11 protein-coding genes are annotated in these 14,019 nt (G+C 57.5%); 5 read left to right on the plus strand and 6 right to left on the minus strand.

Annotated elements, in window-relative coordinates; genetic code table 11:
• Positions 1 to 273: energy transducer TonB (locus JAO29_RS12635; RefSeq protein WP_334268583.1), on the plus strand; the 273-nt coding region annotated here is incomplete at its 5' end.
• A gap of 52 nt (positions 274 to 325) precedes the next feature.
• On the opposite strand, the gene JAO29_RS12640 is transcribed toward JAO29_RS12635, so the two are convergent.
• Positions 326 to 1,150, minus strand: a complete 825-nt coding sequence (locus JAO29_RS12640; RefSeq protein ID WP_334268584.1) for an alpha/beta fold hydrolase — start codon at positions 1,148 to 1,150, stop codon at positions 326 to 328.
• A gap of 47 nt (positions 1,151 to 1,197) precedes the next feature.
• Entirely contained in the window at positions 1,198 to 1,761 is a 564-nt protein-coding gene (gene cobO, locus JAO29_RS12645; protein ID WP_334268585.1) for a cob(I)yrinic acid a,c-diamide adenosyltransferase, read from the minus strand.
• A 308-nt stretch (positions 1,762 to 2,069) separates the two neighbouring features.
• On the opposite strand from cobO, the gene JAO29_RS12650 reads away from it, so the two are divergent.
• Complete coding sequence (locus JAO29_RS12650; protein WP_334268586.1) at positions 2,070 to 5,342, plus strand: TonB-dependent receptor; 3,273 nt, start codon at positions 2,070 to 2,072, stop codon at positions 5,340 to 5,342.
• A gap of 62 nt (positions 5,343 to 5,404) precedes the next feature.
• On the opposite strand, the gene JAO29_RS12655 is transcribed toward JAO29_RS12650, so the two are convergent.
• The 4 genes from JAO29_RS12655 to JAO29_RS12670 all read right to left on the minus strand — a co-directional run bounded on the left by JAO29_RS12655 (position 5,405) and on the right by JAO29_RS12670 (position 7,693).
• Positions 5,405 to 5,860 (minus strand): 23S rRNA (pseudouridine(1915)-N(3))-methyltransferase RlmH, encoded by a 456-nt coding sequence (locus JAO29_RS12655; protein WP_334268587.1) that lies wholly within the window; start codon positions 5,858 to 5,860, stop codon positions 5,405 to 5,407.
• Positions 5,860 to 6,441 carry a ribosome silencing factor gene (gene rsfS, locus JAO29_RS12660; RefSeq protein ID WP_334268588.1) on the minus strand — a complete coding sequence of 194 codons (582 nt, stop codon included), beginning with the start codon at positions 6,439 to 6,441 and terminating at the stop codon, positions 5,860 to 5,862. Before rsfS ends, JAO29_RS12655 begins: the two co-directional genes overlap by 1 nt.
• Before the next feature lie 72 nt (positions 6,442 to 6,513).
• A complete protein-coding gene (gene nadD / locus JAO29_RS12665; protein WP_334268589.1) occupies positions 6,514 to 7,149 on the minus strand; it encodes a nicotinate-nucleotide adenylyltransferase in 636 nt (211 codons plus the stop codon).
• A 34-nt stretch (positions 7,150 to 7,183) separates the two neighbouring features.
• A complete protein-coding gene (locus tag JAO29_RS12670; RefSeq protein ID WP_334268590.1) occupies positions 7,184 to 7,693 on the minus strand; it encodes a hypothetical protein in 510 nt (169 codons plus the stop codon).
• A gap of 249 nt (positions 7,694 to 7,942) precedes the next feature.
• Between JAO29_RS12670 and JAO29_RS12675 the strand changes: the two genes are divergently transcribed.
• The 3 genes from JAO29_RS12675 (at position 7,943) to JAO29_RS12685 (ending at position 13,617) form a co-directional block, all read left to right on the plus strand.
• Positions 7,943 to 8,272, plus strand: a complete 330-nt coding sequence (locus JAO29_RS12675) for a PadR family transcriptional regulator (protein ID WP_334268591.1) — start codon at positions 7,943 to 7,945, stop codon at positions 8,270 to 8,272.
• 2 nt (positions 8,273 to 8,274) lie between these two features.
• Positions 8,275 to 10,932, plus strand: a complete 2,658-nt coding sequence (locus tag JAO29_RS12680; protein WP_334268592.1) for an ABC transporter permease — start codon at positions 8,275 to 8,277, stop codon at positions 10,930 to 10,932.
• 156 nt (positions 10,933 to 11,088) lie between these two features.
• Positions 11,089 to 13,617: an ABC transporter permease gene (locus JAO29_RS12685; protein ID WP_334268593.1), complete on the plus strand. Its 2,529-nt coding sequence runs from the start codon at positions 11,089 to 11,091 to the stop codon at positions 13,615 to 13,617.
• Positions 13,618 to 14,019 lie beyond the last annotated feature (402 nt).

Genomic DNA, 14,019 nt, shown 5'->3' on the forward strand with positions numbered 1-14,019 from the left:
GCTCATCTGAGCATGCCTGTCCTCATCAGTAGCAAGGCTCCCGAATACCCGGCCAAAGGAAAGGAAGCTCACCTGAGCGGAATCTGCCTGGTTGGGCTGACGGTCGATCAACAGGGTATGCCGCAGGATGTGCACATCATCCGAAGCCTGCGCCCGGACTTCGACCAGAATGCGACGGATGCGGTCCGGGGATACCGCTTCAAGCCAGCCATGGCTGACGGCAAACCCGTCGCAAGGCAACTCACAGTCGAAGTAAAGTTTGCTTACTTCTAAACCAAAGCACCTTGGAGATCTGAGCAGCTAAGGGCTGCAGCCGGAATCTCCCTCAGAGGTGCAGGTCGCGAAGAAATCCCAACATCGTTTGATTGAAAAGTGTGGGCCGCTGCAATGGAGCGAAGTGGCTCACGCCTTCCATGAGAACGAATTTCGTATCAGGAATGGTACGAGCTAGGTACTCCGCATGATCGCGGCGAATGAATTCGTCCTGCTCTCCGATCGCGACCGTGACGGGCACACGGATACGGGCGAGGTCATCCGCGGAGAAGTTGGGCTCTGTCTGCATCATTCGGGTTACCGCCGCATGGAACTCTTCGAACCGATCCGGCGTGGCTGAGAGTTCAGCATAATCAGCAACATGGCGGTTGAAACAACGCCGGACGACAAGAGGCAGCTCATCGATTGGCTTGGTCCCGCTGGGATCCATGTTGCAGGCGAAGAAGAAGACTCCGGAGACCCGCGCGGGTTGTTGAGCGGCCAGTACCATCGCCGTGCAGGCACCATCGCTCCACCCAATGATGGGAGCTTTCGCGATCCCAAGAGTGTCCATGACGGCGAGCACATCGGTTCCCATCAGCTCGTACGAGAACGGACGCTCGTCGCGTGTGCTGCGCCCGTGACCTCGACTGTCGATCAGGATGACGCGGTAGCCATCTTCGACCAGTGCGTTTACCTGGTGACCCCAGTTCCCGCTATGGCCCAGGCCGCCGTGCAGCATGATCACCGGCGTTCCCGACCCGTACGCAGCAAACCATATTCTGGCGCCACTGGTCTCAACATAGCCCGGCTTCTCTGACGCAACAAGGATCGGAGGTGAACCCTCGCCTTCGAACCTTTCCAGCCCGTGATCCTCGTATGGGACTTGTTTATTCATGTTTGATGGATGCTCATCGAACCGAATCGTCGCTTACTTCTCCGACGCTAGAATTCGATGCCGCGCTGCGCGAGAATTCCCTTCTGGTATGCATGCTTGACCTCGCGCATCTCAGTCACGGTATCGGCCAACTCGACCAGCGTCGGATGAGCGTTGCGGCCGGTGAGGATCACGTTGACCATCTCAGGTCTCTGACGCAGGATCTCGGCGACCTTCTCGGGGTCGAGCATCTTGTATCCGATGGCGTAGTTGATCTCATCGAGGACGACCAGGTCCCACTCTCCGGAGAGGATGGCGGAGGCTGCCTCGCCCCAGGCCTCTTCTACCAGCCGAATATCCTCCGGATCCGTCTCGGCCCCGCCCACCTTTACGAAACCTCGGCCCATCTGGCGAATGACGATGGCCGGATCCTCGGCCGATCCCAGCGCGGTGCCAAGCGCCTGGATCGCGTCCAGCTCACCATAGTGCCAGGAACCTTTGAGGAACTGAAGGATCAGAACCCGCATCCCATTACCCGCAGCACGAAGTGCCGTGCCAAGCGCAGCCGTGGTCTTTCCCTTGCCGGGGCCGGTGTTGACGAGTACGAGTCCACGACGAGAGGTTTCAGTCATAGACAAATAAGAACATAAGTCGGCTGCCCAACGAATGCATCCAACCCTCAACTTCCTCCAGATATGAGATTAGGGTATCGTTTACACACCGAATCCAGAAATCCATATCCACTAAGATTTGGCCTATTAAAAGTCTCAACTTCAAAGAACATCCGCGTCTCAAATGCGTACTAAGTATGGCAATACAATTGCTAAATCTAATTTAGCTGCAACACTAAAGTAACCTCTTCCGTTACTGTCGATTTAGGTCGCAGGTCCAGAATGCCCTCCGACATTACTTCACCCTCTGGCTGAGGACAGGAATATACATGCGCGCAATTCACTCTCTGATTCGTTCTCTCCCGCAAAGGCTCGGCACTTGCCTGTTGCTCTTGGGGACCTGCTTTTTAGCTTTACCTGTCACAGCCCAGACTCCGCAAGGAACCATCGCCGGCACGATTACCGATTCCTCCGGAGCGGCGGTGCAGGGAGCTACCGTCACGGCTGTCTCCCTGCAGACAAACGATACTCGTACCGCCACCGCCAATAGCACGGGTGCCTATCGCATCGAGGCCGTTCTACCCGGCGACTACAAGATCTCGGCCAGCGCAGATACTTTTGGGACGACGACTGCGCCCAGCGCCCATGTGACCAGCTCGGTCGTGACCTCCGTCAACCTCGTGCTGCAGGTTGGTGGTGCGGCTGTATCTGTTGATGTCTCAGCTGATGCCGAACTTCTCCGTACCGACAGCGGTGAGCTGAGCAACACGCTCAATATGAAAGAGATCCAGACGCTGCCGATCTCCAGCCTGAATCCTTATGCTCTGGCGACGACTCTACCGGGCGTAGCCGCGGTAAAGACGGTGGACCTGACCAACGGGACCTCGTTCTCGGTGAATGGGGCCCGGCCGAGAGATAACAACTTCCTGATCGAAGGTATGGACAACAACGACCAGGGAATCCACGGCCAGGCGTTCCAGCCTACGAACACCGAGGCAGTGCAGGAGGTGACTTTCCTGCTGAACTCGTTCTCGGCGGAGTTCGGACACGGCGGCTCTGTTTCGAACCTCATCTACCAGAGCGGGTCCAATCAGTTCCACGGCGCTGTATGGGATCGATTGTTCAACTCTTCTCTGGATGCGACCGATCATAACGACGTTCTGAACGGCAACCCCAAGGCGAAGTATCGCGAGAACGTCTACGGGTTTCGTATCGGTGGTCCGATCGTTCACGACAAGGCATTCTTCTTTGTCTCCACCCAATGGGATCACCGCCGCGAGACGGCCAACCTCGGTATCCTGACGGTTCCAACTGATGCGGGCTTTGCAAAGCTTCAGCAGTTCTCATCCAATCCGCGCGTTGCGACGCTCCTGGCCGCCTATGGCACCCTTCGGGGAGTCAATCCCAACTATGCGAAGACGATTCCACTGGGAATTGACCCTGCGACGGGATCGGACCGTGGAAGTGTTGACTTCGCCGGTGTACAGCGGAGTCTGGGCAACCAGACGAACGGTTATGAGCTGATCGCCAAAGGGGATGTAAACATCTCCGCCTCGGACAAGCTGCAGCTCCGTTACATTCAAAGCCCATCGAGCACTCCGTATGATACGACCAACTTTCCCGATCAACTGCCCGGCTTCGACACCATGCAGTCCGGAGATTCCCGTAACGCGGGAATTACGGAGACGCACATCTTCTCGCCTAACGTGCTGAATGAAGTGCGGCTGAACTGGAGCCGCATTGGTTTCGGTTTCTTTCTCCGTCCAGAGACACAGGCAAACCCGCTTTCGGTCGAGCCGGTGGTATCGATCAGCGGGATTACAGGGTATGGAATCCCGACCAGCGTTCCGCAGGGACGCTATCAGAACACCTATGTTCTGCAGGACGCGATCAGCGTTACGCGCGGCAATCACTTCATGAAGTTCGGGTTCGACGTCTCGGATATCCGGGTTCGGGACCAGGTGCCGTTCAACTTCTACGGCACCGTTCCGTATACCGACCAGGTCGCGGGTGCGAAATACCGCGCGCTCGCCAACTATATCGATGACTTTGGAGGAACTGATAGCAGCCTGGCATCCATCACGTTTGGAAATCCCGTGGCGCGCCCAGAGATCTGGTCTCAGAACTACTATGCGCAGGATACCTGGAAGCTGCGCCCGAATCTTTCGGTGGACCTCGGGGTGAGATACGAGTACAACGGCGCCCCGTTTAATTATCTCGGGTACCCGGCCTTCAACTCGAATGATCCGGCGTGCTTCCTCTGCAATGTGAAGCAGGTTCCGGATAAGAACAACATCGCACCGCGGCTTGGCTTCAACTGGTCTCCCATTCCAAATGGAAAGACGGTCATCAGCGGTGGCTTCGGGCTCTTTTACTCGCACATCTTCACCAACATCATCGACAACATTCAGGGCAGCGCACCCAATGCAGCCTCCAAGCAGATCAGGAGCAGTACTGCTGATCGTGGAACAAGAAACTGGTCGGGCGTTCTGAACCGGATTACGAATAAGAATCCGCTCCCGACCGACACGGCGAACGTCATCGCCTCCAATCTTGTCGATCCTGAGAACTATCAGTGGAATCTTCGAGTTCAGCGCGAACTGCCGGCATCCTTCGTCCTCTCGGCTGCATATGTCGGCAATCGTGGAGTCCATCAATACGCAACGACGGAGTTCAATCCCACGCTTCCCGGATCCGTGACACGGGCGATCTCCAGCCGTGGCCGCATCATCCGCGAAGACAACACCAACGATTCGATGTATCACGCCGGCCAGTTAACTCTGGAGCACAAGCTGAGACAGGGGTTGACGTTCCGCGGAACGTACACGTACTCAAAGTCCCTGGATACCGGATCAGAGCTCTTCACGCCCAATGATGGCAATTGGTCCACCTATGCGGAGCGCCAGTACCCTAATCCGCGCGGTCTCGAGTGGGCGCCATCTGCCTTCGATCTCCGGCATGTGTTCTCGATGACGTATCTCTATACCCCACCGACGTGGCATGCGGAAGGATATGCCAAGGCTGCTGCGGCAGTGGTTAACGGCTGGACGTTCTCAGGAATTACCTCTGTCTACAGTGGAAGCCCAGTCAACGTAGAGATCGGTTATGACTGGAATGGAGATGGAATCGCCAACGACAGGCCAATACTGGCGAATCGGAAGGCTCCGCTAAGTTCGTGGGCAGTTCCCGGCGATCTCTTCGACCTGCCAACCGGTACTTACTGCGATGGAACGGCAGCCTGGTACACAGCCGATGACTGCCATCCGGTCAGCCTGGACCAGGTGCACTGGGTGACAGCTTCCCTGTACACGCAAGGTCGTACGGTCAGCCGCAACTCGACCTATGGCAAGACGAATCAGCAATGGGATATGTCGATCCAGCGAACCTTCAAACTGTTCGAAACCCACGCGGTCGATTTCCGGGCGGAATCGTTCAACGTCTTCAATCATGCGCTCACCAACCAACCCGGCTATGCGGTCAAATCAACCTTGATCAGTGATGCCATCAACGATCCCCTCTATGGAAACGACACGTTCCTGAACTATGGACTGACGAACTCTGGAGGCCGTCAATTGCGGTTCTTGTTGAAGTACAGCTTCTGATCCAGCCGCGATACCAAAAAGAAGGACGCTCTCGAAGCGTCCTCTTTTTGCTTCCGTGGCAATCAGTGGCCGCAGTGATAGGGGTGGCCCGCGATGATGGTGAGAGCGCGGTAGATCTGTTCCGCCAGAACTACCGCGGCGAGCTCATGCGGCAAGGTGATGCGGCCAAGTGAGAGCAGTAGATTGGCTCGCTTGCGAGAGTCTTCCGACCACCCACTCGCGGGACCGATGGCAAGTAGAACCCGCTGCTTGCCGTCATCGCGCAGCTTTGTCAGAACGGAAGCGATCTCTTCCGACGAATGCTGTTGGCCGGCGGAGTCGAGCAGAATGACAAAACAGTCGGTACGACCCTTCCCTTTATCAACCCATGTAAAGAGAGAGCGTTCATCCGAGAAGTGAATGGATTCAACTGCTGTGTAGCGTGAAGCTCGCTCGACGTATTCCCAGGTCAGGCTCGCTGCAGCAGACGCTTTCGAGCGTCCGCCGCGAGCGGTAACCGCGCCGAGGTAGATGGTCATTATGATCGAGTGGAGCGAGACGAAGCTGTCTTCTTAGCCTTCACCGGGGCTTTCTTAGGAGCCTTCTTTGCGGCTGGTTTAGCGGCTGTCTTCTTGATCGTATTCTTCTTTGGAGCCGCTTTGACTGGTGTCTTCTTAGCGACAGCCTTCTTCGCCACCTTCGTGGGAGTCTTTGTCGCGGTCTTGCGCGAGGCGGCGATCTGGGCCTTCAGGTCCGCGCTGATCTCATCGACCGAAAGGGTCGTGGCCGACTTGCGCAAGCGCTCCAGGCCGTAAAAGGCTCGCTTCTCCGGCGAGAAGATATGAACGATGAAGTCGACGTAGTCCATCAGGATCCACTCGGCCTGGCGTCGCCCCTCGACAGAGTTTGGATACACACCGAACTCGTGCTTCAGACGTATCTCAATCTCGTCCGAAATGGCGAGGTTCTGGCGGTCGTTGGTGCCGTTGCAGATGAGGAAGTAGTCGGCCAGGCCGCTCTCCGCTGGATCCAGTGCGAGGATGCGAATCTCTTCTGCTTTTTTGTCTTCAGCGGCCGCAGACGCGGTCAGAAGTAACTGGTTGCTTTCGATTGAGGGCATGCGGCTCCTTGATCCTCCATGGTATCGGGTCGTCTTCCAGGATGCCAGTCGCCTGAAGCAAAGGCAGAAAATCTAAGGGCCTTCCCGCAGACCGTCTTCTCCAGAGGAGTCGCGATAGAGGCCATGCCGACGAATGTACGCTGCCACCGCCGGGGTAAGCAGCCCAGTACAGTCCTCCCCGGCGGAGAGGCGCCTTCGCAGTTCTGTTGCGGATACATCCTCGTGCACGGTGTCGATGCGATGAACTCTGGCTGCTTCCTGCGGAGTGAGTTGCAGGGCGGATAGGTTGTCCAGGGTCGATCCAGGGCGGCTGATTACAATCCACTCGGCCAGCTCAAGCAGGCGATGCGGCAGTCGCCACTGTGGAAGCGAGAGAAAGCTATCCGCACCAACGATGGAAAAGAGCGTTGCACCTGGCATCTGACGCTGAAGTGTGGCAAGGGTGTCCACGGTGTAATTCGGGGAGTGGTCAGGCCGGGGAGCATCGATGACGGAAGCCTGAAAACGCGGATCGATAGCGCAGACCAGCTCCACCATCGCGAGCCGGTCTGCATAGGGCGTAGCGGTGCTTCCTTCTTTGAGAGGCTGCACCCCGACGGGCGCGAAGAGAATGGTATCCAGCTGAAAGGCCTGAGCGGCTGCGGTTGCCGCGCTCAGGTGACCCCGATGGGGTGGGTCGAAGGTTCCGCCGAAGAGCGCTACACGCATGCCTCACCCTCGACCGAGAATACTCTGCTCTTCGTCACCAGAGTCGAAGGACGAGCCCGGTCGTAAGAATCTTCGCGTTGAAGGACTGACTTGACGCAGCGCTGTAATCGAATTCGAGCACACGCCAATCCAGATGCGGAAGCAGCGTTGTGTCGAGGCCGCCGAGTACCTGGTAGTTGAAATGATTACTGGAGTTGCGGCCGTCTGTTTCCAGATTTCCCACTCCTACCAATCCTTCGACGTAAGGACGAAACGGGAGAACGGGAAGCTTGAATGCCACCCGTGGACCGGCAGCCCCGGTGTAGAAGTGAAAGTTGTCGCGCGACAGAAATGAAGCGCGAACATCCCCACCGATACTGACGATGTTGGCAGCATATCCGGTCTGCTTGTATGCGCCGAAGAGTGGCCCGAACGCCCAGTTCGTCGTTGTTCCACTGAGAGGAGCGCCACTGAAACCGGCATAGAGAGCAATCTGTGCAGGAGCGGCAAGGGGGGCGAGAAAAAAAGCGATAAGAGCAGCAAATACAATACGATAACGGTTCATGGGAGGGCCTCTTAACTCAGGGTAGCGCAGCACTTCCGAAGATCTCTGAATTTGCGACGATACGAACCCGATCTATTACCCTGTTTTGCTGCACATGCGGCGATAGAGGTTGTCTGGATTCTTTGTCGCGCGCAAGGACAACAAGATACCGAACTCGTTTATGACAAAAGGACATGCGCTCGTCACATTCCCCTTGACGGCCTAGAGGAAAAGCGGCTACATCTTGACAATCAAGAGGAGAGCTTCACCATGCAGGATGAGCCTACAGAACTGGTGCAAGGGACTTTGGAGATGCTTGTTTTGAAGACCCTGAGCCTGATGCCGATGCACGGTTACGGGATTGCATTGCGGATGGAACAGATCAGTGAGGGTGCGTTCCGAGTGAATCCAGGTTCGCTCCTGCCCGCTCTCAGCCGGATGGAGCGCTCCGGGCGTATCAAGGGCGAGTGGAAGGCGACAGAGAACAATCGCCGTGCCCGCTACTACGCGATCACCGAGAAGGGGCGGAAGTCACTGAAGAGTGAGACAGCGACCTGGGATCGACAGATTGCGGCGATTCACAAGATCCTCGAGGCATAGCCATGAGCTTGATGAAGAGTTTGCGTGCAGGTATGTGGGCTTTGCGAAACAAGCATATGCGCAATGCCGAAATCGACGAAGAACTCCGATCCTTCCTTGAGGAATCGATGCACGAAAAGATGCGCCGCGGAGCGAACCACGAGGATGCTGCCAGGGCGGCGCGTGCAGAGGCCGGAAGTGCAGCGGTCATAAAGCATCGCGTGTGGAACGCTGGATGGGAGGCAGGTGCAGAGAGGCTGTGGGCCGATCTGCGTTATACCCTCAGGCGGCTCTCGCGAATGCGTGGTCTGGTCTCGGTGCTGGTGCTCTCCATCGGGATTGGAATTGCGGCGAATGCCACCATCTTTTCCATCGTGAGCAAGTTCCTCCTGAAGCCACTTCCGGTTGGCGATCCGAAGACGTTGGTCTCAATCCTTCGAACCTATGAGCATGGACAGTGCTGCAACAATCTTCCGGCCCCGGTCTTTCGTGACATTCAGCATATGGCGCAATCGTTTACCGGCGTAGCTGCCTATGACGAACTGGTTCCGGCATCCATCGGCGGCGGCAGCAAGCCGGACCGGATCTGGGGTCAGGCCGCAAGCGCGAACTACTTCGATGTGGCTCAGATGAAGATGGCTGCAGGGCGAGGATTCGTTGCCGACGAAGAGAGAGCGCCGGTTATCGTCCTTGGCTACCGCATATGGCAGCAGAAGTTTGAAGGTGATCCGGAGATCGTCGGAAAACCGCTCAACGTATCGGGACACCCGTACACAGTGGTGGGTGTGGCGGCTCCTGGATTCCATGGGATGGATCAGATCCTTGACCCGCAGTTCTGGGTTCCGCTGGGTGATCTCGGGGAGCTGGTGGCAAACTCGCCCAAAGAAGAATCACGAGAGACACAGTGGCTGCGAACGATTGCGCGCCTCAAACCGGGGGTGACACAGGCGCAGGCTGCCGGAGAGATGGATGCTATCGCCGAGAGAATGGCCCGGGCGAACCCGGCCACCGATAAAGACAACGGTCTGATGGTGGAACGGGCCGGTTCTTTACCGGCCCGTGACAAACGGTCGTTCATGCTCTTTCTTGTGGCCCTGTCGGCGGTCGCTTTGCTGGTGCTGTGCATAGCCTGCGCAAATGTCGCAACGCTGTTGCTGGTCCAGGCCGCACAGCGACAGCGCGAGATGGCGGTGCGACTGTCGTTGGGAGCTACGCGGGGCCAGCTCTTGCGACAGATGCTGCTGGAGAGCATGCTCATTGCGATTGCAGGTGGAGGTGCTGGAGTTTTGCTCTCGCTCTGGTCGACCTATGCACTGTCGTCGTTCCGCTTACCGGTACCGATTGCGATGGACCTCAGCGTACAGGTTGACTGGCGCGTTCTGGCGTACTCGTTTCTTCTCAGTCTTGCGGCTGGCCTGTTATTTGGTCTGGTTCCAGCCTGGGCGGCGTCGCGACCCCGGATCTCGAATGCGCTGAAGGGTGAGGATGTACTCGCGTCTTCTGGCCGACGATGGAGCCTCCGCGATCTGCTGGTGGCAACGCAGATTACGTTGTCTTTAACGCTGCTATGTGCTGCGGGTCTCTTCCTGCGAAGCCTGCAGCATGCGGCCAGGATAGATGTGGGCTTCCGCTCGAGGGGAGTAGTGATGATGGCCATCGATCCTCAATTGCATCGTTACACTCCTGAACGTACGGTCAACCTGTTGAGGGGAGTGCTTGGCAGGGTGTCATCGTTGCCGGGAGTCATATCGGCAACCACCACCGATGGCGTTCCGCTCTCGATGGGCCATCGCAGTGATGGCTTCCAGGTTCCAGGAATGCCAAAGCCGCGAGGAGAAAATGTGGTTGAGCTTTACATGGCCGGACCGGGATACTTCCAGACGCTTGGAATACCGCGTGTGGCTGGACGGGACCTTGGAGATGAGAATCCCTCCGCCCAGAAGGTAGGAATCGTCAACGAAGAGTTCGTGAAGAGATTCTTCGATGGCGCAAATCCCGTCGGTCACATCGTAAACGGGGCGGGAGTGCGATACGAGATTGTGGGCGTGGTGAAGAATACAAAATCGCGCACCCTGGGCGAACGGCAACGGCCAGTGCTGTATCGCTCCATCTACCAGAATGTGGCGAGCGATCCCTCGCAGGATGGATACACCTTAATGACCCGCTATGAGGGCGATCCCGCTCCGCTGATAAAGGCGATGCAGGATGTCATCCACTCCGTTGATCCTTCGCTCGCTATCTTCAACGTTCAGACGATGGAAGAGCATATCCATGACGCGCTCTTCCTGCCGCGCTTGGTTGGAACTCTCTTCGTTGTGTTTGGTATTGCTGGAGTCCTGCTGGCATCAATCGGCCTCTACGGCATCATGAGCTACTCGGTCAGTCAGCGTACCAAAGAGATCGGCGTGAGGATGGCCATGGGCGCACGCTCCCAACAGGTACAGACGATGGTGATCCGAAAGGGCCTGCGACTGGCAGTGATTGCGATTCTCGTCGGAATCCCCATTGCTTTGGCGGGGGCACGTCTTACGGGAAGCCTCTTATATGGAATTACCCCGTGGGACGCGATGACCTTCACCACAGTCCCCTGCCTTCTGCTGGCGATATCGCTCGCGGCCTGCTGGATCCCTTCAAGAAGAGCGTCGAGGATCGATCCCATTGAGGCCTTGAGAACGGAGTAGAGAGGTGATGCTGTTCGTTATCGGACAACACAGTACAGATCCGGACACGTTTGTGGGGCATCGCCGCGTCTAAATCGCTGAAAACACATCGTGGGACGCTGGACGTCTGCGTGCAAGGACGCTGATAGGTTAGCTTTCTACCCCGAGGTGACGTCGATGATGCAGAACATCCTGAGCGACCTGCGATATGCCGTGCGGCAGTTGCGCCGCTCCCCGGTCTTCGGCTTTACCGCTGTTCTGACGCTGGCCCTCGGCGTAGGGGCAAACACCGCGATCTTCTCTCTGCTCGACCAGGCGCTCTTGCGAGCCCTGCCAGTGACTGAGCCGCAACAGCTGGTCTACCTGCAGGGTACCGGCGATGCATGGCGTGGCCACACCAGCAGTCACGGAGGTGGAATAGCCTCCTACTTCTCGTATCCCATGTATCGCGATCTCCGGGATAAGGACGCGGCATTCGAGGGCCTGCTGGCCACGTCGAAGGCGACCGTGGATCTTACTCGCGCCAAGGTCTCGGAGTTTGCTGAGGCTGAGGTGGTAAGCGGGAACTACTTCACATTGCTGGGCGTCAGGCCCGCGCTTGGCCGTGTGTTCACCCAGGTAGAGGATACGACTGCGGGAGCAGCGCCGGTGGCAGTTCTGAGCTTCGACTACTGGCGTGCGCACATGAACTCCGACCCCTCGGTGATCAATGAGACGATCTCGCTCAATGGGCAGCCTTTCAGGGTCGTCGGCGTCGCTCGAGAGGGATTTCGCAGCGCAGTCTGGGGTGAGACACCGGCGCTCTTCGTCCCGATGGCCATGCTCGACCAGGTGGTTCCCGGCCAAGGAAAACGGCTCAACGATCACACAGACCGCTGGCTTAACATCATCGGCAGGCTGAAGGACGGCGTCACGACCAGACAGGCAGAGGCAATGAGCGCGCCACTGTGGCATGCTCTGCGGGCAGACGAGCTGCGGAATCTGGGAACAAGCTCACAGAGATTTGTCGATGAGTATCTGACGAACAGCCATCTCCTGATACAGCCCGCCGCACGAGGATTTTCCTATAACCGGAAAAGCTTCCAGACGCCGCTGCTCGCGATCATGGGAATGGCTTTCCTGGTGCTTCTCATTGCGGCGGTCAATGTCGCCAGCCTGCTTCTGGTGAGGTCGTCCGGGAGATTGAAGGAGTTCTCCCTGCGGTACGCGCTGGGAGCGCGCGGCGGCCGCATTGTGCAGCAACTTCTTCTGGAGGGCTTTCTGATCGGTGTGGGCGGCGGCCTTGTAGGGATACTGATAGCCCCAGCCGTGATCCGCTTTCTGGTGCAGCGGCTCGCGGGTGAGGACGGCCTTGGTCCTTTTGCGGTTGCGCTCGACCAGCGCTTGCTGTTCTTCAACTTCGCAGTCTCGATTATCGTCAGTCTCTTCTTTAGCCTCGCGCCGGCGGTTCAGCTACTCCGCCCGCAACTAGCGCAGGCCCTGCGAACCCAGCCGTCTACAAGCACCAGTGGAACGCTCGGCTTCCGCCGTATCGTCGTGGCTTCGCAGATCGGTTTGAGTCTCCTGCTGCTGGTCGGCGCGGGTTTATTCGTAAAAACTCTGGATCAGCTGCGTTCGGTAGATATGGGATACAAGACTGCCAATGTCATCGGATTTGGCCTGGCGCCGCGGCTTGCGGGCTACGTTCCGGAGCGCATCTCGCCCCTACAACTACGTGTGCTCGATGCACTCAAATCTCTGCCGGGCGTGGAAGGGACTGGAGCGGCAAACAGTCCGCTACTGGCTGACCAGACCCACTCCGGAAACATGACCTTCGCGGGCTACAAGGCGGCTCCAGAAGAAGACGTTGTGATCGACAAAGCAAACGTAAGTACCGGATTCTTCGATACCCTGCGAGTCTCTTTGATCGCTGGGCGCGGTTTCACAGCTATGGACAACGCGGAGCATCCGAAGGTCGCGGTGGTGAATGAGGCACTGGCGAAGAGATACTTCGGTTCAGCTCAGAAGGCGGTTGGACAGAGGGTCGCTGATGGCGCCCCCTCAAATCCTCTCTTCGATATGGAGATAATCGGCGTCGTCCGAAACTTCCATCGTGCGGAGGTTCGAGAACCTGCGGGACCAGCCCTGTTTATGCCGCTGGAACAGGCGAAAGGTACGGACCTGAGCCGCGCAATCTACTTCTATGTTCGGACTTATGTCGCGCCAACGACCATGTTCGCCTCCATCCGCCGCTCCATAACCACGATTGATCCTATGCTGGCGATCGACAATCTGCGCACGATGGATGCGCAGGTGGATGAGGATCTCCGGAATGAACGCATGATCGAACTGCTGGCGACCACCTTCGGCCTACTCGCTACCGCGCTGGCTGGAGTAGGGCTCTATGGAGTTCTGGCGTACACCACGAGCCAGCGATCGAAAGAGATTGGAATCCGCATCGCCCTGGGCTCATCTCGAACTGCAATCTCTGGCCTCGTCCTCGGAGACGTCTTCCGGCTGGCAGGAACGGGTGTGCTCGTGGGATTGCCTCTGGCGGTTGCGTCAGCGCACCTGCTGCGCAGTCAGCTGTTTGGTGTTACTCCATCTGATCCGCTTGTATTGGGAGGAGCCGTGGCGCTGGTTGCACTGGTTGCACTTCTTGCTGCTTTTCTACCCGCGCGAAAGGCGGCTTCCGTCGATCCGATTGCAGTGCTTCGAGCGGAATAGGGCGGCGCGAATCGGATGCTCCGCAGGTAGCGCGCCACCCTCCCCAGGTGCCCACTAAGTCGTAACGTCGCCCCTGCAGCCCGAGTGGCCACACTTGCACATAATCTCGGTTGTTCCCTTGATGCTTTCACAGTAGGTGCTGCAAAAATCCTCGCCCTTCTGTGTCATGCAGCTACAGGTTGGATGTGCGCACTTTTTCGAATCACTCATATGACTACCTCCTGGCTGTATCGAGGTCCTGATCGATGACGCTCTTTATTTAGGATGCAGGTTTCCTGAATCATGTCGGGAGAGATGGATGCTGGCCTTCAGTGCAAAAGGATGCCCCACCCATGCCATCTGCATGAGTGGGGCATCCTGTACTGCCGTTCAGAGATCTCGCTCGAATTTCGAAGCTGCGTT

Origin of the sequence: Edaphobacter sp. HDX4 (genome assembly GCF_036877565.1) — a bacterium.
Lineage (GTDB): Bacteria > Acidobacteriota > Terriglobia > Terriglobales > Acidobacteriaceae > Edaphobacter.

Excerpts from the sequence above, each read along its gene's own strand:
- JAO29_RS12670 (WP_334268590.1), bottom strand. The coding sequence starts at position 7,693 with ATGAACCGTTATCGTATTGTATTTGCTGCTCTTATCGCTTTTTTTCTC.
- JAO29_RS12655 (WP_334268587.1), bottom strand. The coding sequence starts at position 5,860 with ATGACCATCTACCTCGGCGCGGTTACCGCTCGCGGCGGACGCTCGAAA.
- rsfS (WP_334268588.1), bottom strand. The coding sequence starts at position 6,441 with ATGCCCTCAATCGAAAGCAACCAGTTACTTCTGACCGCGTCTGCGGCC.
- cobO (WP_334268585.1), bottom strand. The coding sequence starts at position 1,761 with ATGACTGAAACCTCTCGTCGTGGACTCGTACTCGTCAACACCGGCCCC.
- JAO29_RS12685 (WP_334268593.1), top strand. The coding sequence starts at position 11,089 with ATGATGCAGAACATCCTGAGCGACCTGCGATATGCCGTGCGGCAGTTG.
- JAO29_RS12650 (WP_334268586.1), top strand. The coding sequence starts at position 2,070 with ATGCGCGCAATTCACTCTCTGATTCGTTCTCTCCCGCAAAGGCTCGGC.
- JAO29_RS12675 (WP_334268591.1), top strand. The coding sequence starts at position 7,943 with ATGCAGGATGAGCCTACAGAACTGGTGCAAGGGACTTTGGAGATGCTT.
- JAO29_RS12640 (WP_334268584.1), bottom strand. The coding sequence starts at position 1,150 with ATGAATAAACAAGTCCCATACGAGGATCACGGGCTGGAAAGGTTCGAA.
- nadD (WP_334268589.1), bottom strand. The coding sequence starts at position 7,149 with ATGCGTGTAGCGCTCTTCGGCGGAACCTTCGACCCACCCCATCGGGGT.
- JAO29_RS12680 (WP_334268592.1), top strand. The coding sequence starts at position 8,275 with ATGAGCTTGATGAAGAGTTTGCGTGCAGGTATGTGGGCTTTGCGAAAC.